Raw genomic sequence first — 23,016 nt, 5'->3', positions numbered from 1 at the left:
GGCCGCGGCCCGGCCGTGACGGACTCAGCGCAGGATCATGCAGGTGGCGGTGCCGTAGGCGTAGAGGGTGCCGTCTTCGTCGCGGATGCTGCCTTCGGAGATGACCAGGCGCGAGCTGACGTTGATCACCTTGCCCTCGGCGCGCAGGGTACGGTGGAACGGAATGGCCTTGCTCATCTTCACGTTCAGTTCGATGGTGCCGTAGCTCTCGCCGGCGGCCAGTGCGGTGTGGGTGGCGCAGCCGGTCACCGAGTCCAGCACGGTGGCGGCAAAGCCCCCATGTACGCCGCCCAGTGGGTTGGTGTGGCGCTCGTCGGCGGTCACCGCGAAGACCACGCGGTTGGGCTCCACCGTTTCGACTTCCATGGGCACGGTCTTGGCGATACCGGGTTTGGGGAAGTGCCCGGCGGCAAAGGCCTGCATGATCTGCAGGCCACTCATCTGTTGCGGGTTCATCCGTTTTCTCCTGGGTTCTGTCTGAAAGCCGGCTGTTCAGGCGGCGCGACGGTTGTTCTGCAGCTGTTCGAACCAGTCCAGTGCCTCGTCCCACAGAGGCTGGCTGCTGGAGCGGAAGTAGCCCATATGACCGACGTTGCCGAGGCCTTCGGCCGGCGAGTCGATGGTGCGGGCCTGGTAGGGCGCGTTGCGGTAATGGGCCATGAAGGCATCGCGCGAGGCGGGTGGCGCCCACAGGTCGTCGAGGGTATTGGCAGCGACTATGGGCGTGCGCACGGCGGCAAAGCGTTCGGCCATGCCGGGCATGGTTGGGTCGTCGAAGAAGTAGCGGGGGAAGCGGCACCAGCGTTTCCATTGCTGGTACACGCCCAGCGGCAGGTCTTCGCCCATGCCCAGCTTGCTCCAGGCCAGGTAGCCCTTGCGCCGCACGATCAGCGGGCCGACCAGATTCCACATCAGCTGCACGCGCAGGCGTTCGCCGCGCGGCATCCAGCCGTGCCAGCCGGCACCGGTGCCGAAAGTGAAGAAACCGGATACCCGCTCATGCCCCGGCAGCAGGCCGAAGGCATGGCCGCCAAAGGAGTGGCCGACCATGTAGGTGGGCAGGTCATCGCCGTGCAGGTGATCGAGGGCGGCCGCGAGGTCGTGCCAGGCCCAGTCCAGATACTGCATGGCAAAGCCGCGCAGACTGCCCTGTTTGGACTGGCCGATGCCTCGGTAATCCACGCTCAGTGTGGTGAAGCCGCGCTGCGCAGCGTACTCGGCAAAGCGGCGGTAGAAACCCTGCGGCACGCCGGTGGCGCCGCCGATCAGCAGGCGGGCGCGGGGCTGTGGCGCGTGATAGAGGGTGGCCACCAGCGGGTAGCCATCGGAGGCGGTGAGGTTCAGGCGTTCCTGGCTGATGGCGGCTTCAGGCTTCATGGCGCATCTCCCGGGGGTAGTGTTGAAGCAGCTCGAACAGGGCATTGGCGGCATCGAGCAGCGGTTGGCAATCGGCGGCCACGCGGGCTTGCAGCAGACCGCCTTCGTAGAGGGCAACGAACAGGCTGGCGAACTGGTTGGCACTGGCTGGCGGGTAACCCATGGAGGCGATCTGCCGGCCGAGAGCCTCGCGCAGCCGCACAAAGCAGTTGGCCAGGGCAGCACGGATTTCCACGTCTTCCGGGCCGCTCTCCAGCGCCACCGTGGCCAGCGGGCAGCCCCGGCTGAAACGACTGGCTTCCAGCTGTTGCAGGCCGCCGTCGAGCCAGCGGCGCAGGGCCTGCAGCGGTTCGGGGTGTTCACTGAACAGGCGTTCGACGAAGGTATCGATGCGGGTGCCGAGGTACTCGATCGCCGCCACCGCCAGCTCCGTCTTGCCGCCTGGAAAGTGGTGATAGAGGCTGCCCTTGGGCGCTTGCGCCTGGCTCAGCAGTTCATTCAGACCAACGCCATGCAGGCCTTTGCGCTGCAGCGCGTCGGCCATGGCGGCGATCAGTTTGTCGCGGGTACTGAGGGTGTGTGTGTTCATGGGGGGTATATGTAGACCGGTCGGTCTAGAGAATAAAGTGTCATAACCGTCGACAAGGATGGCAAATCGGTCAGGCGCTGGGGCAGTTGTGCGGAAACTGCGCTAAACGCTAAGCAAATGCGCTGAGCAGATCCTCGACCAGTGCCCGTTGAGCCTCACTGGGCTGGCGGGCGCGGTGCTGGGCCAGGCGGAACTCGACGCTGAAGCCCTGCTGGGCGGGCAGCAGAGTCTGCAACTGACCCCGTGCGACCCAGGGGGCGGCGATGTGTTCGGGCAGGTAGCCGATGTGGGCGCCGGACAGGATGAAGGCCAGCGTGCCTTCCACCTGCTCGCTGCGGGCACTACTGGCACCGGCCTGCCAGGGTTCGTCGGCGGCGATGAAGCGGTAGGGGTGCAGCACGCCGTCGCAGCGGTCCAGATCTTCCGCGCCGAGGTCCGCGCGGCCGAACAGGGGGTGCCCGCGGCCGCAATACAGCTGCTGTTGCTCGCTGAACAGCGGCCGGTAATCCAGCGTGGTCTGTGCGCCGGAAAAATAGCCGATGGCCAGTTGCAGCTGGCCCTGCAGCAGGCGTCGCTCCAGCTCGGCCGGCATCGCGCTGAGCAGTTCGATCTGCACCGCCTGGTTACGTTGGCGGAAACGGTGGATGGCACCGGCGACCCGTTCCAGCACCTCGTCGGCCAGCGCCTCGGACAGGCCGATATGCAGCTCGCCCAGCAGCTTGTCGGCCATGCCCTGAGCTTCGCCCTTGAAGGTCTCGATGGCGCTGAACAGCTTGCGTGTGGCGGCCAGCACCTGCTCACCCTTGGGCGTCAGACGGAAACCGGCCTTGCCGCGCTCGCACAGGCGAAAGCCCAGGCGCGTCTCCAGCTTGGCCATCTGGGTGCTGATGGTGGACTGGCCGATGCCCAGCTCGCCCTGAGCCGCACTGAAGCCGCCGCTTTCCACCACGGTGACGAACAGACGCAGGAGCTGCAGATCGAGGTCGCGCAGTTGGCTGAGCATGAGGGGTCCAAACATTGATTTCTGTAGAAGTCAGAGTAGATCACTTCGTATTTATTCGAAGCAATGCCGGGCGCAGGATGCAGTCATCCCCAGCCTCCGCCAGAGAGGCACGGCCAACCGAGAACTGCCCGAGGAACTTCTCATGCGTCTTGCTGCAAGCCTGATCCTGTGTGCCCTCAGCCTGCCGTCACTGGCGGCCGAGCCGGCACTCAACCTGTACAACTGGGCCGACTATGTGCCGCAGGAGGCGCTCAAGCGCTTCCAGCGCGACACCGGCATTCAGGTGAAGTACGACACCTTCGACAGCGCCGAGGTGCTGGATGCCAAGCTGCTCACCGGCGGCAGTGGTTACGACGTTGTCTTCCCGGCCTCAAGTGGCCTGGGCCGGGCGATCCAGGCCAAGGCCCTGCAGCCGGTCGGGGTGCTGGGCAATGCCGCCAACCTCGATCCCGAGATGCTGGCCAAGCTGGCGCAGATCGACCCGGATAACCGCTTCGGCGTGCCCTACACCTGGGGCACCGTGGGTCTGGCCATCAACCGGCAGGCCGTGGAGCAGCGCCTGCCGGGCGTTGCGCTGAACAGCCTCGACCTGCTGTTCAAACCGGAGTACGCCAGCAAGCTCAAGGACTGCGGTATCGCCGTGCTCGACTCGCCGCAGGAGGTGGTGGCCATCGCCCTCAATTATCTGGGGCGTCCGCCCTATGCCGGCTCGGCGGAGGATCTCAAGGCGGTGCAAGGGCTGCTCGCCGAGCTGCAGCCCAACCTGCGCTACCTCGGCCAGAGCCGGCAGATCAATGACCTGGCCAAGGGCGAGATCTGTCTGGCCCTGACCTACACCGGTGATGCCGGCATGGCGGCGGCGCGCGCGGTCGAGGCCAGGCAGCCATTCGAGGTGGTCTACCGGATTCCCAAAGAAGGCACGCTGATCTGGTTCGACACCATGGCCATCCCGGTGGATGCGCCGCATCCCGAGGCGGCGCGGGCCTTCATCGACTACATGCTCAAGCCCGAGTCCATCGCCGAGCTGACCAACGCGCTGTTCTTCGCCAATGCCAATCGCGCAGCCACGCCGTTGCTCGACGAGGCAGTGCGCAACGATCCGGATGTTTATCCGCCCGAGGCTGTGCGCGCCAAGCTGTTTGCCGAACAGTTGCTGCCGCTGCGCGAGCAGCGCGAGCGGACGCGGCTTTGGAGCAGGTTCCGCACCCAGTACTGACAGCCGTCTGGCCGCTCCGGCACTGAGCGGCCTGTACCCCTTATCGAGTAATGACCATGGACCAAGCCTTCGACAACGATCAGGCCATCACCCGTGACAGCCTGTATGGCACCGCCGCCGAACCGACCTACGCCGGCATCACCAGCTTTATGCGTCGCCGCTATACCCGCGACCTGAACGGGGTGGATCTGGTGGTCAGCGGCGTGCCGTTCGACACCGCCACCACCAACCGCCCCGGCAGCCGCTTCGGCCCGCGCGCCATTCGCGCCGCCTCGATCCAGTCAGCGTGGGCCCGGCACTATCCCTGGGAGTTCGATCCGTTCGACCTGCTGGCCTGCATCGATTACGGCGACTGCCATTTCGACCATGGCACGCCGCAGGACACTCCGGCTGCCATCGAGGCTCATGCCGACCGGATTCTGGCCGCCGGCTGCGCCATGCTCACCCTGGGTGGCGACCACTTCATTAGCTACCCGCTGCTCAAGGCCCACGCGAAAAAGCACGGCACGCTGTCGCTGATTCACTTCGACGCGCACAGCGACACCTGGCCGGATGAGGAGGTGCAGCGCATCGATCACGGCACCATGTTCTACCACGCGGCCCGCGAGGGACTGGTCGATCCGGCGCGTTCGGTGCAGGTCGGCCTGCGCACCACCAATGACGATGTGATGGGTTTTCAGGTGCTGGATGCGCGGCAGGTCAACCGCAGCACGCCGGAGCAGATCGCCGAGCAGATCCGCGCCCGGGTTGGTGACAACCCGGTGTACCTGACCTTTGACATCGACTGCCTCGACCCGGCCTTTGCCCCCGGCACCGGCACCCCGGTGTGCGGCGGTCTTTCCAGTCATCAGGCTCTGGAAATCCTCCGGGGTCTGCGCGGCATCAACCTGGTGGGCATGGATGTGGTGGAGGTTTCACCGCCCTATGACCACGCCGAAGTCACCGCCCTGGCCGGCGCCACCCTGGCGATGGAGATGATCTGTCTCTATGCCGCCCGGCATAAGCTCTAGCAGGTCGTTGAAAAACTACCTGCGTTGCCATCGCGGTGTTAAAAACAGGCTCAAAATGCTCATTTACCACTCGTAAACTGCGCTTTTTCGCCTGTTTTTGCCTTGCGCTGGCTGCCTCGCCAACGTTTTCAACGGCCTGCCAACTCAGGTCTAGGGGAGGATAGGCGCGGCGTCCTCTTCCTGGCGCAACAGCTCGGCCTTGCGCGCCAGGCCCCAGCGGTAGCCGCTGAGGCTGCCGTCCGCACCCACCACGCGGTGGCAGGGCACCAGCAGGCCCAGTGGGTTGCTGGCACAGGCGCGGGCCACCGCCCGGGGGTGGCTGGCCAGCGCCTCTGCCAGTTCGCTGTAGCTGCGGGTCTGCCCGGGAGGAATCTGCCGAAGGGCCTGCCAGACGCGCTGCTGGAAGGCCGTGCCACGGATGTCCAGCGGCAGGTGCGCGGCGCGGCTTGGCTCCTGCAGTTGGGCGAGCACGGCCTGCAGGGCCGGTTTCAGGCTGTTGTCGTCCTGCTGCAGATCGGCGCCGGCAAAACGTTCGCGCAGTTCGGCCAGTACGGCGTCGGGCGTGTCGCCAAACAGCAGGGCCCGCAGGCCACGAGGGCTGGCCGCCAACAACAGCCAGCCCAGCGGGCAGCTGGCCAGGCTGTAGCTCAGGGTTTCCCCTCCGGTTTTCGCACGCGGTTGATCCTTTACCACATGGGCCTGACGCCAGCTCCGGGGTGTCAGGCCGGTGCGGGCTTTGAAGGCACGGACCAGATGCGAGGGTGACAGACCGATGCGCGCGGCCAGTGCGGCCAGCGGCAGATCCTCATTGCGCAGCAGTTCGCAGGCCGCCAACACCAGACCGTCGAGGTGCTCGGCCGGGCTCGGGCCATGGGGCGAGCAGCGCTGGCACGGACGAAAGCCGGCGGCGCTGGCGCTGGGAGCATCCGGATAAAACACCACGTTGCGGCGTAGCGGCCGCCGTGCCGGGCAGCTGGGGCGACAGAAGATGCCGGTGCTGCGCACGGCGAAGACGAATTGACCGTCCTGCGTGGCATCACGTTCGCACACAGCCTGCCAGCAGCGTTCGGGGTCCAGCATCGGGCGGCACTCCAGTGGGTAGGTGGCGATTGTCGGGGCTGCTGCCCGCGCTGCCAATCCCGCGACTGACTTTCAAACTGCCGGTGTGCGCCACTCCAGTTGCAGCGACTCCTGCCAGGCAAAGCGCTCGAAATGGCTGGCCACAATCTCTTGCAGTTTGTTCAGGTCGCCGGCATCGCGGCTTGACACCGTCAGGGTCAGCCCCTGTTCCTCGGCCGTCAGCCATGCCTGGCCGCAGTTGAAGTCGAGCTGGCCCTGCTGATCATTGAAGTTGACCGGAATCTTGTGTGCGAAGTGCTGACACAGGCGGCGGATGTATCGTGTTGGGGAGTGGGTGGCGACAAAGGCGCTGCTGTTGAACTGGTGCATGTTGAGCCTCTAAGAGAAGGCCCCTCGTCAGGAGGGGCGTGATGATCAGTAGGCCAGGGTGAAGCGCTGGCGGATGTGCTGCGGGCGCTCGGTTTCATCAAGCAGTGCCACGGCCAGGTCTGCCACCGAGATGCGTCCGGGGTGCTTGCCATCCATCAGCAAATGCTCGCCGCCCAGGCGGAATGTTCCAGTGCGCGGGCCGGGCTCCAGCAGTGCGGCCGGGGAGATAAAACTCCAGATCAGGTCATGCTCACTGCGCAGCAGGTTCAGTGCCTGCCGGGCACCTTCGGCCCCTTCCTTGTACTCGGCGGGGAAGCCTTCCGTGTCGATCAACTGCAGGCCTGGTGCAACGTAAAGACTGCCGGCGCCACCCACCACCAGCAGCCGCCTGACCCCACTCGCTTTGGTGGCGGCAGTGATGGCCTGCGAGCCTGCAATGAATTGCTCGCGGATGTCCGGATTGCCCCAGCCGGGGTTGAAGGCGCTGATCACGGCGTCATGACCGCGCAGCTGTTCGGTCAGACGGTCGACGTCATGGACATCGGACTGTTGTGCACTGAGATTTGGCAAGGACGGCAGTTTCTGAGGCTGGCGGACCAATGCGGTGACCTGGTGACCGCGGTTGAGGGCTTCTTCCAGCAGGGCTGCGCCGACATATCCAGTGGCGCCGATCAGAGCGAGTTTCATAGGACTTTCCTTGGGGTGAGTTAGGGTGTGTACATAATCTCAGCTGGATAAAGTTCAGAAAAAGTCGCTTAATTCGCTTTGATAATTAAGCTGGGCTTAGTAATGGATCAGCTCAAACGCATGGCGGTTTTTGCGGCGGTAGTGGACAAAGGGTCCATGGTTGGTGCCGCCGAAACGCTGGGTATGACGGCATCGGCAGTCAGCCAGCAGATTCGCAAACTGGAGCAGACCACCCAGGTCAGCCTCCTGCACCGCACCACGCGTAGGTTGACCCTTACCGAGGCCGGGGCTCAGCTCTACCAGAGCTGTCGACAGATCGTTGATCTGGCGGAGCAGGCCGAGCAGCGCCTGGCCGAACTGCGTGACGCACCAGTAGGCGAGTTGCGCATTGCCGCACCGGTCGGCCTGCCTGGTCGCATTCTCAGCGGCGCGCTGGCTCCTCTACTGCGTGCCCATCCAGGCCTCAGTCTGCGCCTGTTCTTCCATGACGAACTCATTGATATGGTCGAGCAGCGCATCGATCTGGCCATTCGTGTCGGCCGTCAGGAGGATTCGAGTCTCGTCGCTCGCCATGTTGTCGACTGGCGCATGTTGCTCTGTGCGGCACCGGCCTACCTGGCGCGCTGTGGCTGGATCGAGACGCCGGCGCAGCTGCAAGCTGTGGACTGGATCGGCCTCAATACCGAGCGGGCGCAGTACCTTCAGTTGCTGGGGCCGGCTGGAATGCAGGAGCGCTTGCGTCTGGAAAGCCGTATCGCCTGCAACAACATCCTCGCGGTGCGCCAGTTCACCCTGGCCGGCATGGGTGTTTCACTGCAGCCGGAACCGGAAATTCGCGAGTTGCTGGCCAGTGGCGAATTGCTTGCGGTGCTGCCGGAGTGGCAGCCAGAGGCCATTGGCCTGCACCTCGTGACGCCGCGCCGCGATGCTCAGCCGGCCAAGGTGCGTTATGCCATCGAGGCGCTACGCCGTGCCTTGCAAGGGAGTTAGTCTGGGCGTCGGCGCAGGATTGCCGTATAACGGCAGCCTAAGCAGCAAACCCAACAGACAGGACCCTAAGCCCGCGCAATGAAGACCCCGAAACGCCTGGAACCTCTGCTTGAAGATGGCTTGATTGACGAGGTGGTGCGCCCGCTGATGAGCGGCAAGGAAGCCTCGGTGTACGTGGTGCGCTGTGGCAAGGAGCTGCGTTGCGCCAAGGTCTACAAGGAAGCCAATAAGCGTGGTTTCCGTCAGGCCGCCGAATATCAGGAAGGCCGCAAGACCCGCAACAGCCGCGACGCGCGGGCCATGGCCAAAGGCAGCAAATACGGGCGCAAGGAACAGGAGGAGGCCTGGCAGAACGCCGAGGTATCGGCCCTGTTCCGTCTGGCCAATGCCGGGGTTCGCGTGCCCAAGCCATACGACTACCAGGACGGCGTGCTGCTCATGGAAATGGTCGACGACGGCTACGGTGATGCTGCGCCGCGCCTCAATGATGTCGACCTGTTGCCCGAGGATGCCCGCGAGTTCCACGCCTTCATGATCCGCGAGATCGTCAAGATGCTCTGCGCCGGCCTGGTCCATGGCGATCTGTCGGAGTTCAACGTACTGCTCGATCCCCACGGCCCGGTGATCATCGACCTGCCCCAGGCGGTGGATGCGGCGGCCAACAACCATGCCTTCAGCATGCTGGAGCGCGACGTGCGCAACATGGCCGAGTACTTCGGCCAGTTCGCCCCGGAACTGCTCAGGACCCGCTACGCCAAGGAAATGTGGGCGCTGTTCGAGGAAGGCAAGCTGACCCCGGACAGCCAGCTGACCGGCGAATTCGAGGAGCCGGAGGAAGAGGCCGACGTCGATGCGGTGATGCGTGAGATCCGCGCCGCGCTCGCCGAGCAGGCCCGCCGCGAGGCCGCCCTGAAGGCCGAGGATGCGCCGAGCGACGAGCCGCCACCGCCGCCCTGGCTGCAGTAAAACCCCGTCTCAGAGTGCCCCGGTCAGGCGCAGTGACCCGCTTCCAGTTCCCTGAGGATCGGGCAGTCCGGCCGGTGATCGCCCTGGCAGCTGCCGGCCAGCTCGCTGAGGGTGTCGCGCAGGCTGGTCAGTTCGGCGATCTTGCGGTCGAGTTGATCGATATGGGCCTGCGCCAGTGCCTTGACCTCGGCACTGGCACGCTGACGGTCCTGCCACAGGCCCAGCAACTTGCCGACCTCCTCCAGTGAAAAGCCCAGATCCCGTGCGCGGCGGATGAAGCCGAGACGGTGCAGGTCCTGCTGGTTGTAGCGGCGGTAGCCGCTGTCGCTGCGACCGGCCGCCGGCAGCAGGTCGATGCTTTCGTAGTAGCGGATCATCTTGGCGGTGAGCCCGCTCTCGCGGGCGGCCTGGCCGATATTCATGGCTTCTCTCCCGGCGTTTGGCTACCCGCGGGCAGGCGTGGTTTCCAGCGGTTGAGCAACAGGGCGTTGGCCAGCACGCTGACGCTGGAAAGCGCCATGGCGGCTCCGGCCAGCACCGGACTGAGCAGGCCGAGAGCGGCCAGCGGAATGCCGATCAGGTTGTAGATAAAGGCCCAGAACAGATTCTGCCGGATCTTGCGCCAGGTGCGCCGGCTGATGTCCAGCGCGGCCGGTACCAGGCGCGGATCGCCGTACATCAGGGTGATACCGGCTGCATGCATGGCCACGTCGGTGCCGCTGCCCATGGCCAGGCCGACGTCGGCGGCAGCCAGGGCCGGGGCGTCGTTGAGACCGTCACCGACCATCGCCACCTGACGCCCGGCGCGCTTGAGTTCGGCCACGCGGGCGGCCTTGTCGGCCGGCAGTACCTCGGCCTGGACTTGATCGATGCCCAGCTGCGCCGCCACCGCATTGGCGCTGCCGCGGTTGTCGCCACTGATCAGGTGGCAGCTCAGTCCCAGCCTGTGCAGCTCGGTCACGGCTTCGGCGGCGCCGCTCTTGAGTTCGTCGCCAAAGGCCAGCAGACCCAGCAGGCGCGGCTTTTCGCCAGTTTCGATCAGCCAGGAGAGGGTGCGGCCCTCGGCCTGCCAGGCATCGGCCTGTGCCTGCAGAGTGCCGGCCTGCGTACCCAGTTCAGCGAGCAGGCGGGTATTGCCCAGTGCCAGTTCGCGACCTTCGACCAGGCCACGGGTACCCCGGCCGGGCAGGCTGCGACTGTTGGTGAGCGCCGGCATTGTCAGGCTGCGCTCGCCGGCAGCGGCCAGCAGGGCCTTGCCCAGCGGGTGCTCGCTGCCCTGCTGGAGGGCGGCGGCCAGGCGCAGCAGCTCGCCTTCGTCCACGCCGGCAGGCTGCAGGTGCAGCAGGCGCGGATGGCCGGAGGTGAGGGTGCCGGTCTTGTCGAAGGCGACATCGGTGACCCGGTGGGCAATCTCCAGCGCTTCGGCATCCTTGATCAGAATGCCGTGACGGGCCGCCACCCCGGTGCCGGCCATGATTGCCGCCGGCGTTGCCAGCCCCAGCGCGCAGGGGCAGGCGATCACCAGCACGGCCACGGCGTTGATCAGTGCGGTTTCCAGTGCGGCACCGGCGAGCAGCCAGCCAGCAAGGGTGGCAAGCGCGATCAGCAGTACCGCGGGCACAAATACCGCGCTGACCCGGTCGACCAGTTTCTGGATCGGAGCCTTGGCGGACTGGGCGTTTTCCACCTGGCGGATGATGCGTGCCAGCACACTCTCGGCACCGAGCGCGGTGACTTCGACCAGCAACTGGCCCTCACCATTGATGGCTCCGCCGGTCACCGCGTCGCCGGGTGCCTTGGGCACCGGCAGGCTTTCGCCACTGATCAGTGCTTCGTCGGCCTGACTTTGCCCCTCAGACACACGGCCGTCGGCCGGGAAGCGTTCGCCGGGGCGAACCCGCAGCAGGTCGCCGATGCGCAGGGCCTCTACCGCGACATCTTCGTCACCTTGCGGCGTGATGCGCAGGGCCCGCTGCGGGCGCAGGGCTTGCAGGGCGCGGATGGCCTCGCCTGTGCGGCGCTTGCCGCGGCTTTCCAGGTATTTGCCCAGCAGCACTAGGGTGATCACCACGGCGGCGCTCTCGAAATACAGATGTGGCATGTGGCCGGGATGGGCCTGCCACCAGAGGTAGAGACTCAGGCCGAAGGCCGCGCTGGTGCCGATGGCCACCAACTGGTCCATGTTGCCGCTGCGGGCTTTCAGCGCCGCCCAGCCGGCACGGTAGAAACGCGCGCCACAGTAAAACTGCACCGGCGTGGCCAGGGTGAACTGCAGCCAGGCCGGCAGCATCCAGTGACCGCCGAACAAGTCAGCCAGCATCGGCACCACCAGAGGCAGGCTGAGAACCGCAGCCAGCAGCAGGAGTCGCTGCTCGTGGCGCAGTCTGTTGGCCTGGCTGTCTGCTTCACCGGGAGCTGCAACCGGGCTGGCCTGGTAGCCGGCCGCCTGCACGGCGGCGATCAGCGCTGCCGGCTCGGTGCCGAAGAGGACCAGCAGGCTGGCGCGTTCGCTGGCCAGATTGACGCTGACCGTGACGACACCGGGCTGTTTGCTGAGTGCGCGCTCGATGCGGCCGGCACAGCTGGCGCAGGTCATTCCGCCCAGCTGCAGTTCCAGCTGTTGCTGCGGCACCTGATAGCCGGCGCTCGTGATGGTCTGAATCAGGCTGGTCAGGCTGCCGGCAGGAGCGCTGACACTGGCGCGTTCGCTGGCCAGATTGACGCTGGCCGTGACGACGCCGGGCTGCTTGCTAAGGGCACGTTCGATGCGTCCGGCACAGCTGGCGCAGGTCATGCCGGCGATGGGCAGGTCGTAGGCTACGGGCAAGGGGGCATTCATGGGCGGGTCTCCTGATCACGCCGACAGGATCAACCCTGACCTTATGGCAAGGTCAAGCGCGTTGCACGCAGATTCTTATAGAGGGCTCATGGAGCGATTTCGCGCAGGCCCAGGCCGTTCTCGAGCAGCATGACCCGGTATCTGTGTATGGCGCCGGCGCGGATCTGCACCTGGTCGCTGCGGATCTGCTCGAAGCTGGGCTGGCAGCCGGTATCGCCCATGATGCCCAGACGAACCGATACTGTGCCCGGTGGCAGGTTGTAGGAGGCCGACTGGCCCTGGAACAGCCGGCTGACCAGCTGATCCTGCAGGTAAACGCCGATATCACAGGCAGTGGCGATTTCCAGGCGCTCACGGGAAATGATCAGCACACCATAGTCGGGCGTGCGACTACTCAGTTCGACGGCGCCGAGCCAGGGACTGAGCAGGCTAGCGCCGTACAGAACAAATATGGGTAGCAAGCGCATGGTGAGCTCCGCAAAGGCTGGTTCACGGAATTATCGGCCAGCTCAGCGATTGCTTGACCAGATCGGGCTTGACCTTGCCTCTGAGGTAAGTCGCAGGCTAGAACCTCTGATCGATACAAGGAGATACGTTATGCGTGTATTTGAGGTTAAGGGTATGAGTTGTGCCCACTGTGTGAAGGCTATTACCCAGGCTCTGCTGGCTGCAGATAACGAAGCGGTGGTCGATGTTGACTTGGCTGCAAGCGAGGTGCGGGTCGGTAGTGCACTCAGCAGTGAGCAGATTATGGCTTTGATTGCGGATGAGGGTTATGAGGTAAAGGCTCGCGCCTGAGCGCTGCGGTGGCGGGGTAGGGGTATTTGCAGCTACAGTGCCGGCAGGACATAAATTGAAAATAATCGGTGCCGAGCGGTTGTCTCGGTGCTGATTGCTGGCAGGAGACCCTTTGTATGCCGCTGGATCGTGGTTTGCCCTTCGCCCTGGCCGTTCTGGCCGCCTTCACCTGTTCTTCCGCCCTGGCCAATCCTGCCGCGCAGGCCATGCCACCGGCCGAAGTGGTTGTTGCTGTCGCCAAGAGCGAGGACGTCAGCTTCTTTCTGGAGTACCCAGGTCGTACCGCAGGCTACCGTGAGGTACAGGTCAGGGCTCAGGTCAGTGGCATCCTGCAGCAGCGTAATTACCAGGAAGGCTCTCAGGTGAAGCAGGGGCAGGTGCTGTTCAGCATTGACCCGCGCACCTACCAAGCGGCCCTGGCTCGTGCCAAAGGCGCTCTGGCCCAGGAGCAGGCACGTTACCGCCAGACCGAACGCGACCTGCGACGTATTCGCGAATTGCAGAAGAAGGGCTTTGCCAGCGAAAGCGAGCTGGATAATGCCATTTCCAACTTTGAGCAGAGCAAGGCCAATATCGAGGCGGCCAAGGCCGAGGTGCAGTCCAAGCAGATTGACCTCGACTACACCACGGTAGAAGCGCCGATTTCCGGTATCACCAGCAAGGAAGCGGTGTCCGAAGGCAGCCTGATCGTCGCCAACGACCCCAATTCCAGCCTGCTGACCCAGATCACCCAGCTCGACCCGATCTACGTCAACTATGCCTACGCCGACCGTGAGGCTGCGCGTCTGCGTGAGGCCGTGCAAAGCGGTGTGGTGCGTTTGCCGGCAGACAACCAACTGACCGCCGAGATCATCTTCGGCGACGGCAGCCTGTATGCCCAGAAGGGCAAGGTCGACTTCACCGACAGCCTGATCGACAAGGGCACCGGCACAGTCAGCGCGCGCGCCATCGTGCCTAACCCCGAGCAGGCTCTGCTGCCAGGACAGTTTGTCCGTATCCGCATCTCCGGCATGGTCCGGCCGAACTCCATCACCGTGCCGGAAAAGGCCCTGGCTCAGGGGCCTGCAGGCAACTTCGTCTATGTGGTGGATGAACAGGGCGTAGCCCGTGCTCGCCCGGTGGATACGGACTACACCCTGAATGGTCGCTGGATCATTCGTTCCGGTCTGAGTTCGGGTGAGCGGGTCATCGTCGATGGACTGATTCGAGTGCGTCCGGATCAGCCGGTCAAGGTTGTCGAGCCCACTGCCGCCACGAAGCCGTAAGGAGTCGCCCCAGTGATCTCACGTTTCTTTATTGATCGGCCGATCTTCGCCACGGTCATCTCAATCGTCATCCTGCTGGCCGGTCTGGCCGCCATTCAGAGCCTCCCGGTGGCGCAGTATCCGCAGATCCTGCCACCTCAGGTGCAGGTCAGCGCCAACTACCCCGGTGCTAGTGCCCAGGTCATTGCTGAAACCGTTGCCGCGCCGTTGGAACAGCAGATCAACGGCGTTGAGGGCATGATCTACCAGCAGTCGACCTCGGCTGGCAGCGGCAGCATGAGCCTTTCGGTCTACTTCGAAGTGGGGCGTGATCCCGATCAGGCCACGATCGACGTCAACAACCGGGTACAGGCTGCTCTGGCCAAACTGCCGGAGGAAGTTCGTCGTCAGGGTGTGACGGTGGTGAAAAAATCGTCGGACATCCTGCAGGTGGTGTCGATGTTTTCCCCGGATGACTCGGAAAATCCGGTAGCCATCAGTAACTATGCGCTGATCAACGTGATCGACGAACTCAAACGTCTGCCCGGTGTGGGCGACGTGACCCAGTTCGGCGCCAAGGACTATTCGATGCGCATCTGGCTGCGCCCGGACAAACTGGCGCAGTACAACCTCACCTCCAGCGATGTGGTCAATGCCATTCGCGAACAGAACTCGCAGTTCGCAGCCGGTAGTTTTGGTCAGGAGCCGCTCAACGAGCCGCAAGCCTTTACCTACACGGTGACGACCCAGGGCCGGTTGGTCGACCCCAAGCAGTTTGAGCAGATCATTCTGCGCAGCGACGCCAGCGGTGCCAGTCTGACTCTGGGTGATGTCGCCCGTGTTGAGCTGGGCGCTCAGGATTACTCGCTGGTGACCTCGCTCAACGGCAAGCGCAACGCGTCCTTCGGCATCTATCTGCAACCGGGTGCCAATGCTCTGGATACTGCTCAGGCTGTGCGTGACACCATGAGCCGTTTGTCTGAGCGTTTCCCTCCGGGCATCGATTACAAGATCCCCTATGACACCACGGTGTTCGTCAAGGTCTCCATCGAGGAGGTGATGCATACCTTCGCAGAGGCTTTGGTGCTGGTGGTGCTGGTGGTCTTTATCTTCCTGCAGAACTGGCGCGCTACCCTGATTCCGGTCCTGGCTATTCCGGTGTCGTTGGTTGGTACCTTCGCCGGGATGTACCTGCTGGGCTTTTCGATCAACCTGCTGACGCTGTTCGGTCTGGTGCTGGCCATCGGTATCGTGGTGGACGACGCCATTGTGGTCATCGAGAACGTCGAACGGGTGATGCGTACCGAGAAGCTCAATGCCCGTGATGCGGCAGTCAAGGCCATGGAGGAGGTGACCGGGCCGATCATCGCCATTGTTCTTGTGCTGTGCGCTGTATTCGTACCGGTTGGCTTCCTGGGCGGCCTGACGGGAGAGATGTACAAGCAGTTCGCGATTACCATCGCGGTGTCTGTGGTGATCTCCGGCGTTGTTGCCCTGACCCTGTCACCGGCACTGTGCGCACTGTTGTTGAAGAATGAACACAAGGAGCCGATTGCGCCGTTCCGTGCGTTCAACCGCGTCTTCGACAAGATGACCGAGGCCTATGGCGCAGGGGTGAGCTTTTTCCTCAAGCGCTCGCTGGTTGGCCTTGTGCTCTTCTGCGGCATGATTGCCTTGACCGTAGGCTTGTTCTCCCGCGTACCGACCGCGTTGGTCCCTGATGAAGATCAGGGGTATGTGCTTAATGCCTATTTCCTGCCACCTGCGGCCTCGCTATCGCGTACTGAGGCTTTGACCAGCGATTTTGACAAGAAATTGATGGCACACCCGGCCACTCGCGATGTGTTGACCTTCGCCGGCATGGACATTCTCTCCAATAGCAACCGCACCAGCTCGGCAGTAACCTTTGTGCCGCTCAAGGACTGGGAAGAGCGCACCACGCCTGAGCTGGATGCCCGCAACCTGACCCGTACCTTCATGGGGATGGGGCTTTCGGAGAAGGATGGTGTGGTGATGTCCTTCAACCCTCCGCCTATCACCGGCATGAGCACCACGGGAGGCTTCGAGGGCTACATTCAGAATCGCGGCGGCGCAAGCATTGCCGATATGGCGGCAAAGGTGCAGGCCTTCCTGGCAGCGGCCAGCAAACGACCGGAACTGGCCGGAATGCAGACCACCTTTAGCGCCAATATTCCCCAGTACTACATGGATCTGGACCGTACCAAGGCCAGGGCCTTGGGGGTGGCGATCAATGATGTGTTCGTGGCTATGCAGTCCACGTTCGGTAGTTACTACGTCAACGATTTCAACCTGTACGGGCGCACCTGGAAGGTCAGCCTGCAGTCCGAGGCCGAGTTCCGTCGCAAGCCACAGGACCTGGCTCAGGTCTATGTGCGTTCCAATACCGGCGAGCTGGTACCGCTTTCCTCGCTGCTCAAGGTTGAGCGTATTCTCGGCCCGGAAACTTTCTCTCGCTTCAACGTGTACCCGGCAGCGAAGATCCTTGGTGGTCCGGCGCCTGGTTACAGCTCCGGTCAGGCCTTGCAGGCGATGCAGGAAGTGGCCGATGAAGTACTGGGTAGCGAGTACAGTCTGGGCTGGGTTGGTTCGGCCTATCAGGAGTTGGCCAGTCAGGGCTCGGGCAGTATTGCCTTCGTCTTCGGTCTGATCATGGTGTTCCTCATCCTGGCTGCCCAGTATGAGCGCTGGAGCCTGCCGCTGGCGGTGGTCACGGCGGTGCCCTTTGCTGTGTTCGGTGCGATTCTGGCCGTTTGGCTGCGCGGTATTCAGAACGATCTGTACTTCCAGGTCGGTCTGATCACCCTGATCGGTCTGGCGGCGAAGAACGCCATCCTGATCATCGAGTTCGCCGTGCTGCTACGCGAGGAAGGCAAGGGCATCTTCGAGTCGGCGCTGGAAGCGGCCAAGCTGCGCTTCCGGCCAATCGTGATGACGTCGCTGGCTTTCATCCTGGGTTGTGTGCCACTGGCCATCAGTACCGGGGCGGGTTCGGCCAGCCGTCACTCCATCGGTACCGGGGTGATCGGCGGCATGCTGGCTGCGACCCTGTTGGCGATCTTCCTGATCCCGATGTTCTACCTGTGGGTCGAAAGCTTCAGCGCCAAGCTGGATAAACTGGGCAAGAAACCGGCAGCGAACGGTGACAGCCCGCATTGAGTCAATAGCGATTTGCCAACAACGCCACCTCCGGGTGGCGTTGTTGTCTGCCGAGAACGCATGACGTGAATCTGCCGATTCTGTTGATACTGGGGGCGCTGAGTGCCTTCGGTCCGCTGGCTATCGATTTCTACCTGCCGAGCTTCCCGACCCTGGCGCGTGAATTCGCCAGTGATGTTGATCATGTGCAGTTGAGCTTGTCGGCCTACTTTGTGGGTGTCGCTCTCGGCCAACTGGTTTACGGGCCGCTGGCCGATCGTTTCGGCCGGCGACAGCCACTTTTGGCTGGCATTGCCTTGTTCACCCTGGCGTCGCTGGCCTGTGCCATGGCCGGTAGTCTCGACCAGTTGATCGCGGCCCGATTTGTTCAGGCCTTAGGCGGTTGTGCTGGTATGGTGATTGCCCGTGCGGTGGTGCGCGACCTGTGCGACCCGCTGGCTTCGGCCAAGGTGTTCTCGCAGCTGATGCTGGTCATGGGGCTGGCGCCGATCCTGGCGCCGCTGGCTGGTGGTTGGTTGCTGGAACATGCCAGCTGGCGCTGGATTTTTATCACCCTAACTCTGCTCAGCGGCCTGTCGGCGCTGGCGGTGACACTTTGGTTGCCGGAAACCCACCGGCCTCAAGCGCCGCATATCCCCCTCCGGCATGCTGGTAAGCAGTATCTGCGGCTGCTGGGCAACCGGTTGTTCGTCAGCTACGCCCTCAGCGGTGGCTTGGTGATGGCCGGTATGTTCGCCTACATCGCCGGTTCGCCCTATGTGTTCATCGAACTCTACGGGGTGCCCCCAGAACATTTTGGCTGGGTCTTTGGTGCCAATGCAGCTGGTTTCATCATTGCTGCTCAGATCAATGCGTGGCTGATGCGTTACGCCGGGCCGCAGGTATGGCTCAGTCGCATCATGATCCTGCATCTGGTGGCTAGCCTTGTGTTGCTCGCCGTATCGGCTTGGCAGCCGCAGCAGCTATGGCCATTACTGGTACCGCTGTTTGTCGCTATTGCCAGCTTGGGGTGTCTGCTGCCCAACGCATCCGCCTGCGCGATGTCGGGGCAGGCGGCGCATGCAGGCAGTGCCTCGGCTTTGTTGGGCTTCATTCAGTTTGCGATTGCCGGAGTCAGCTCCGCACTGGTCGGCGTTCTACACGATGGCAGCGTCTGGCCGATGGCCCTGGTGATCAGCAGCTGCGCCGCAATGGCTCTGGTTAGCAGCCTGTTGGCGCGTTACTGGCAAGCGGGTCGGCCGCTGCGTTGATCAACTGGCCAGGCGTTGGCTCTTTGACTCGCGAGGTAACACGTGAGGTGCCTGCAGGCGAGCTTCCAGAGTGGCAACAAAGGCGCGGGCTTCGGCTTCGCTGCGGAAGGTCACACTGTGCTGATCGAGGCAGACTTGCCAGGCGCGGCCTTGTGGTTTGCTCAGGGCATTCAGCTCTATTCTCATGATGGTCCCTCCGGATAACTGAGGTGACCAGTCTAGGTCTGCAGGCTTCATTCAGGATGATCTGAGTCAAGGCTCGGGCTAGTGGTCGCCTGTAGCTGTCGTGGCGTTTTGTCGCGGGTCTAGGTCGTTGAATAGCAGGATGTACTGCGTCTCTTCGTCCCTTTCGTTAAGGGGGCTGGTGCGGCTGGCGCTGAGCCATAGGCGATATTTCCTGTCTCTGAATTGGGCTTGTATCTCTCCGCTCCAATGACCGTGTTCGTGCAGTTGTTGCCATACATGGCGCAACTGTCGGCGTCCGGCACCATGGCGATCTGGTGGTGGTAAACGGCGGCCGAGCAGTTGCTCCAGAGGAAGCCCTGTGAGACGGGTAAAAGCCGGGTTGGCGGTTACAACCTGACGCTGAGTGTCGATCAGCACCATGGCTTCATGGCTGCTGTGAAACACCGTGGCGGCCAGTTGGAGCTCCTGCTCCTGCTGTTTGCGCCAGCCAATGTCCTGCACGCTGGATATGTAGAATTGCGGCTCGCCCTGAGCGCTGCGATGCAGTGAAACATCAAGCCGGCCCCACAGTAGGCTCCCGTCTTTACGTTTGTAGCGTTTGTCGCGGCTGTAGCGGGAAATCTCACCATCGCGTAGCAGGCGGGTTTGCTGAAGGTCACTGTCGATGTCGGCGGGATAGGTGACCTCCTGGAAGGTCATTTGCAGCAGTTCATCTTCGCTGTAGCCCAGAAGTAAGCACATGTGCTGGTTGACCCTGAGGAAGCGGCCCTGGGTGCTGACCAGTGCCAGGCCGCTTGCGGCCTGCTCGAAGGTTGCCCGGAAAAGCTGCTCGCTATTTTCACGCTCGTCTTCGCGCCGCGATTGCTCAAGGGTAAGCACGATCAGACGGGTAAAGTCGGCTACCAGGCGGATATCGCTGGCGCTGGGTTGAGTTGGCTCGTCGTAATACACGCCAAAGGTGCCCAGTACCTCCCCGCGCTCATTCTTGAAGGGCAATGACCAACAGGCCCGCAGACCAAAGCTGGCAACCAGTTGGCGATAGTTGGCCCAATTGGGATGTTGCTGCAGGTCTGCGGCTATCGTTAGCTCGCCCGTGGCAGTGGCGTGCCCGCAGGAGCCAACGCCGGGAAGAGCTTCGATACCCTCGATGGCTTGAAGATAGGCTTCCGGCAGTGTGGGCGCAGCAGCGGTGTGCAGGCGATTATCGGCATCCTTGAGCATGATCGAGGTGCGCATGCTTGGGTTGATCTGCTCCAGTCGACGGGTGATGTCGAGCAGAATTTCCTGAGGCCTGCGATGGCTGAGCAGTGCATCCAGAGTAGCGTTCCGAGCCTCCTGCAACTGGCGGTTGTGGTGTTGCAACTGGGTGTCGGTGAGGCTGCCACGTAGGCCGCCGTCCAGGGCGTCACGGGCGATCTCAAGGCGCACCCAGTGGGTTTGGTGGTCATTGCTGCGCAGGCGAAGTTCGCGACTCCAGTGCTGCTCCTGACCATTGATAATGGCCGCTGCGCGTTCGCGCAGTAGCGTCGCATCTTCAGGATGGAAAAACTGCCACAGCGGTTGTCCCAGACATTCGGCTTCTGAGCGTTTATGCAGGCGGAGCCAGGCCGGATTGATGAAACGCAGGAATAGTTGGGTGTCGCAGAGGAAGATGGCTTCTCCCAATTGTTCGACCAACTGACGGAAGCGCAGCTCGCTGTTGTGTAGCGCCATGCTGGTCTGCTTGAGCTCGCTCAGGTCAATGTCCAGACAATACATCTCTGGCTGATTTTGCCGGTTTCGCAGCAACAGGTGAGATGAGTAGACCCAGACCAGGCTGCCATCCTTACGTTTTAGCGCCAGTTCGCTGGGCGGGAGAGGAGCGCCGCCATTCATCCAGCGCTGAATATCTCCGATGACCTTGGACTGCATCGGCTCCGGGATGATCAGCTCTTCGAGGTGCCGCCCCAGTGCTTCTGTCAGGCTGTAGCCGTAGAGGCGCTCGCTGGAGCTGTTCCAGAAAATCACCCGGCGCTCTCGGTCATAGGCCTGAACGGCGATGCGTGGGGTCTGCTCAAGCAGTCGGCGAAAGCGCTGCTCGCTTTCGCGCAGGGCTTCCTGGTCGTGGCGCTGGCTGGTGATATCGCGCAGGGTGCCGTGCAACTGGCTGTCTGTGCCACTGCGCTGGGCACAGATTTGCAGCCACTGGCTGGTATGGGGGGTAGGCGCACGATTGAGCTGCAGATTCAGCGTGAAGCCATCCTGTTGCTCGTCCAGGCAGGCGATCAGTGAGCGCTGCAGGCCCCCTCGGTCTGCCGGGCAGATCAGGATCAGCAGTTCCTCCAGTGAGCAATCGGTCGAGCAGCCTAGCAGACGTGTTGCCTGGAGTGACCAGTGGAACTGGCCGTCATAGTGCCAACTTCCTATGTGGCCATGCTCTTCGATTTCATCGCGCTCAGCGGTACGGCGTTGCAGCAGTGTCTCATTGCGCGCCAGTCGTTCACCGAGCGACATGGCCAGCAGACCAATAGCAAGGCTGCTGAGCACGACAAACAGCAGCCCTTTGCTGGTCTGCAGCAGGGCGATCTGCTCAGCATCGCTGAACAGAAAACTCAGCAAACTGTCGCTGAGGAATATCCACAGCATGCTGAAGAACAGATAGGCTGCGGCCAGTTTGCCGGCCAAGGCCATGTAAGGGCGCATGCGAAACCTCTGTCAGCGGGGATTCAACCCTGATCTGACAGAAGTCTAGATTCAATCCACCTGTTTGCCGCTGCCCTGGCTCAATGTCTGCAGTGCCTGTATGGCGCCTTCATGTAATGGAACGCTCAGGCCGCGGCGTGCATTGGCCACCGACAGCTGGGCGCCCTGCACACTGCCCGCCGCCAGCCACTGGTGGTTGCCGGCAAAAAGGCTGGTGACCAGCTGTTTGGCTTCGTTGGTACTCAGGCTGGCGTCACACAGCAGCACGCTGCTGACGGCCAGTGTGGCCAGTGGCTGTTGCTGACGCGGGTAGGTGCCGCTGGGTAGTTGCAGGGCAAAGGTGCCGGGGACTTGCTCCAGCACCTGACGCACGGCATCGGCCTTGAGAGGCAGCAGGCGCAGCTCGAGATCTTCGCTGGCGGCACGGATGGCATCAGCGGGGGCGCCGATGACCTGCACGATGGCATCCACCTCGCCATCGCGCAGAGCCTTCAGGGATTCCGGCAAATCCAGTTCACGGGCCATCGCCAGCTGTTCACGGAGAATGCCGTGAGCGGCCAGTACGGCCAGCGCGGTGCTCTGACTTGCCGAGCCCGCCGGGCCGATATTGACCCGCTTGCCAGCCAGTTCGCTGATGCTCTTGGGGCCACCCTTGAGTACCAGCACATGCAGTGGCTCAGGGTAGAGGCTGGCCAGGGCGCGCAACTGGGTGAACGGCGTGTCCCCAGTAAACGGGCCGCTACCGACCAGTGCCTGGTGGCTTAGGTCGCTCTGCGACAGGGCCAGGGTGGTTTCTCCGTTACGCAACAGCTCCAGATTCTCCAGTCCGCCTTCGGTGGTCAGCGGAGTCATGTTTATGCCCTGCTCGCGAAGCTGGCTGCTGAAAGCCTTGGCAAACCGACTGTATTGGCCACTGGTGCTGCCGCTGGCGATGCCAAAGCCATTTTCCTGACGACTGATGCGCCCCTGGATACTGGCCAGGGTACGAGTCATTTCATCGCGGATGATTTCTATCTGCCGTGGGTTGCTGCCTTGTGGTGCCAGGTTGAGGGCTGTACTGATGGCACTGATCAGCATCTCGCGGCGCTTCTGTGGTGTGTCTTCGCCCAACTCAGGCGCTTTGCTTGGGCTGAATCCCTGGGGTAGCAGTACGTCCCAATCGTCGCCATTACGGCGGTAGATGAGGCTGCCGTGCACGCTGAGTTGATCGCCAAGGGCATTGCCCTGACTGTTGATGCCCTTGATGCCGCGGGGGCCTGCTCCGGTTGCGCTGATCAAGGTGGCAATGCCGGGTGAGTCCCAGGAACTGAAGTTTCGGGCACTGGTCAGCTTGAGCTGGGCATCGAAGTAAACAATACGCTGCACGTTGTTCCCGTCGGCATGGGCGTCGCTGGCAGACCCGCGCCGTTGCAGCTCGCTGATGTTCACGCTGCCGGCCCCGAAGACCTGATCCAGTCGTTCCTGCAGATCACGTTGCAGCCGGTCGCTGTCGGGACCTTGGGAGCAGGCCGCCAGCAGAAGACAGAGGCTCAGTAACAGATAACGCAGCATGA

At 63.0% G+C, this 23,016-nt stretch carries 21 protein-coding genes; 8 read left to right on the top strand and 13 right to left on the bottom strand.

Going from position 1 to position 23,016, the window contains the following annotated elements; translation table 11 throughout:
- Positions 1 to 24: 24 nt before the first annotated feature.
- The 4 genes from CK486_RS10050 to CK486_RS10035 form a co-directional block, all read right to left on the bottom strand.
- Complete coding sequence (locus CK486_RS10050) at positions 25 to 456, bottom strand: PaaI family thioesterase (RefSeq protein ID WP_095940162.1); 432 nt, start codon at positions 454 to 456, stop codon at positions 25 to 27.
- 36 nt (positions 457 to 492) lie between these two features.
- Positions 493 to 1,377 carry an alpha/beta fold hydrolase gene (locus CK486_RS10045; RefSeq protein WP_095940161.1) on the bottom strand — a complete coding sequence of 295 codons (885 nt, stop codon included), beginning with the start codon at positions 1,375 to 1,377 and terminating at the stop codon, positions 493 to 495.
- Entirely contained in the window at positions 1,367 to 1,966 is a 600-nt protein-coding gene (locus CK486_RS10040) for a TetR/AcrR family transcriptional regulator (protein ID WP_095940160.1), read from the bottom strand. The genes CK486_RS10045 and CK486_RS10040 overlap by 11 nt, the downstream gene beginning before the upstream one ends.
- Before the next feature lie 109 nt (positions 1,967 to 2,075).
- Positions 2,076 to 2,969 (bottom strand): LysR family transcriptional regulator, encoded by an 894-nt coding sequence (locus CK486_RS10035; protein WP_095940159.1) that lies wholly within the window; start codon positions 2,967 to 2,969, stop codon positions 2,076 to 2,078.
- Between the two features lie 142 nt (positions 2,970 to 3,111).
- Here CK486_RS10035 and CK486_RS10030 point away from each other — a divergent pair, with 142 nt between their 5' ends.
- A complete protein-coding gene (locus CK486_RS10030) occupies positions 3,112 to 4,185 on the top strand; it encodes a polyamine ABC transporter substrate-binding protein (RefSeq protein WP_095940158.1) in 1,074 nt (357 codons plus the stop codon).
- Positions 4,186 to 4,241: 56 nt separating this feature from the next.
- Positions 4,242 to 5,195, top strand: coding sequence for an agmatinase (gene speB / locus CK486_RS10025; RefSeq protein WP_095940349.1), 954 nt, complete (start codon positions 4,242 to 4,244; stop codon positions 5,193 to 5,195).
- 150 nt (positions 5,196 to 5,345) lie between these two features.
- On the opposite strand, the gene CK486_RS10020 is transcribed toward speB, so the two are convergent.
- From CK486_RS10020 to CK486_RS10010, 3 genes are all read right to left on the bottom strand, one after another.
- Positions 5,346 to 6,275, bottom strand: a complete 930-nt coding sequence (locus CK486_RS10020; RefSeq protein ID WP_095940157.1) for a methylated-DNA--[protein]-cysteine S-methyltransferase — start codon at positions 6,273 to 6,275, stop codon at positions 5,346 to 5,348.
- A 72-nt stretch (positions 6,276 to 6,347) separates the two neighbouring features.
- Positions 6,348 to 6,644 (bottom strand): DUF2218 domain-containing protein, encoded by a 297-nt coding sequence (locus CK486_RS10015; protein ID WP_095940156.1) that lies wholly within the window; start codon positions 6,642 to 6,644, stop codon positions 6,348 to 6,350.
- 45 nt (positions 6,645 to 6,689) lie between these two features.
- Positions 6,690 to 7,331, bottom strand: a complete 642-nt coding sequence (locus CK486_RS10010; protein WP_095940155.1) for an NAD(P)-dependent oxidoreductase — start codon at positions 7,329 to 7,331, stop codon at positions 6,690 to 6,692.
- A 102-nt stretch (positions 7,332 to 7,433) separates the two neighbouring features.
- Here CK486_RS10010 and CK486_RS10005 point away from each other — a divergent pair, with 102 nt between their 5' ends.
- Positions 7,434 to 8,321: a LysR family transcriptional regulator gene (locus tag CK486_RS10005; RefSeq protein WP_095940154.1), complete on the top strand. Its 888-nt coding sequence runs from the start codon at positions 7,434 to 7,436 to the stop codon at positions 8,319 to 8,321.
- A 78-nt stretch (positions 8,322 to 8,399) separates the two neighbouring features.
- Entirely contained in the window at positions 8,400 to 9,287 is an 888-nt protein-coding gene (locus CK486_RS10000) for a PA4780 family RIO1-like protein kinase (RefSeq protein ID WP_095940153.1), read from the top strand.
- Positions 9,288 to 9,310: 23 nt separating this feature from the next.
- On the opposite strand, the gene cueR is transcribed toward CK486_RS10000, so the two are convergent.
- The 3 genes from cueR to CK486_RS09985 form a co-directional block, all read right to left on the bottom strand.
- On the bottom strand, positions 9,311 to 9,709 hold the full coding sequence (gene cueR / locus CK486_RS09995; protein WP_095940152.1) for a Cu(I)-responsive transcriptional regulator: 399 nt from the start codon (positions 9,707 to 9,709) through the stop codon (positions 9,311 to 9,313).
- Positions 9,706 to 12,126 carry a heavy metal translocating P-type ATPase gene (locus CK486_RS09990; RefSeq protein ID WP_095940151.1) on the bottom strand — a complete coding sequence of 807 codons (2,421 nt, stop codon included), beginning with the start codon at positions 12,124 to 12,126 and terminating at the stop codon, positions 9,706 to 9,708. Before CK486_RS09990 ends, cueR begins: the two co-directional genes overlap by 4 nt.
- 86 nt (positions 12,127 to 12,212) lie before the next feature.
- Entirely contained in the window at positions 12,213 to 12,593 is a 381-nt protein-coding gene (locus tag CK486_RS09985; RefSeq protein WP_176481686.1) for a hypothetical protein, read from the bottom strand.
- Positions 12,594 to 12,723: 130 nt separating this feature from the next.
- On the opposite strand from CK486_RS09985, the gene CK486_RS09980 reads away from it, so the two are divergent.
- The 4 genes from CK486_RS09980 (at position 12,724) to CK486_RS09965 (ending at position 18,595) form a co-directional block, all read left to right on the top strand.
- On the top strand, positions 12,724 to 12,924 hold the full coding sequence (locus CK486_RS09980; protein ID WP_095940150.1) for a heavy-metal-associated domain-containing protein: 201 nt from the start codon (positions 12,724 to 12,726) through the stop codon (positions 12,922 to 12,924).
- 116 nt (positions 12,925 to 13,040) lie between these two features.
- Positions 13,041 to 14,189 carry an efflux RND transporter periplasmic adaptor subunit gene (locus CK486_RS09975; protein ID WP_095940149.1) on the top strand — a complete coding sequence of 383 codons (1,149 nt, stop codon included), beginning with the start codon at positions 13,041 to 13,043 and terminating at the stop codon, positions 14,187 to 14,189.
- 12 nt (positions 14,190 to 14,201) lie between these two features.
- Positions 14,202 to 17,345 carry an efflux RND transporter permease subunit gene (locus CK486_RS09970; protein WP_095940148.1) on the top strand — a complete coding sequence of 1,048 codons (3,144 nt, stop codon included), beginning with the start codon at positions 14,202 to 14,204 and terminating at the stop codon, positions 17,343 to 17,345.
- Between the two features lie 65 nt (positions 17,346 to 17,410).
- Positions 17,411 to 18,595 (top strand): multidrug effflux MFS transporter, encoded by a 1,185-nt coding sequence (locus CK486_RS09965; protein WP_095940147.1) that lies wholly within the window; start codon positions 17,411 to 17,413, stop codon positions 18,593 to 18,595.
- Here CK486_RS09965 and CK486_RS09960 read toward each other — a convergent pair whose 3' ends face one another.
- The 3 genes from CK486_RS09960 to CK486_RS09950 form a co-directional block, all read right to left on the bottom strand.
- The gene (locus tag CK486_RS09960; RefSeq protein WP_095940146.1) at positions 18,596 to 18,781 is read right to left on the bottom strand and encodes a hypothetical protein; all 186 of its coding nucleotides are present in this window, start codon (positions 18,779 to 18,781) and stop codon (positions 18,596 to 18,598) included.
- Between the two features lie 78 nt (positions 18,782 to 18,859).
- A complete protein-coding gene (locus CK486_RS09955; RefSeq protein ID WP_095940145.1) occupies positions 18,860 to 21,463 on the bottom strand; it encodes a PAS domain S-box protein in 2,604 nt (867 codons plus the stop codon).
- A gap of 51 nt (positions 21,464 to 21,514) precedes the next feature.
- The gene (locus tag CK486_RS09950; RefSeq protein ID WP_095940144.1) at positions 21,515 to 23,014 is read right to left on the bottom strand and encodes a TAXI family TRAP transporter solute-binding subunit; all 1,500 of its coding nucleotides are present in this window, start codon (positions 23,012 to 23,014) and stop codon (positions 21,515 to 21,517) included.
- Between the last annotated feature and the right edge of the window lie 2 nt (positions 23,015 to 23,016).

This window comes from Pseudomonas sp. HAR-UPW-AIA-41 (assembly GCF_002304225.1).
Taxonomy (GTDB): Bacteria; Pseudomonadota; Gammaproteobacteria; order Pseudomonadales; family Pseudomonadaceae; genus Aquipseudomonas.
This window is presented reverse-complemented; position numbering and strand designations above follow the sequence as displayed.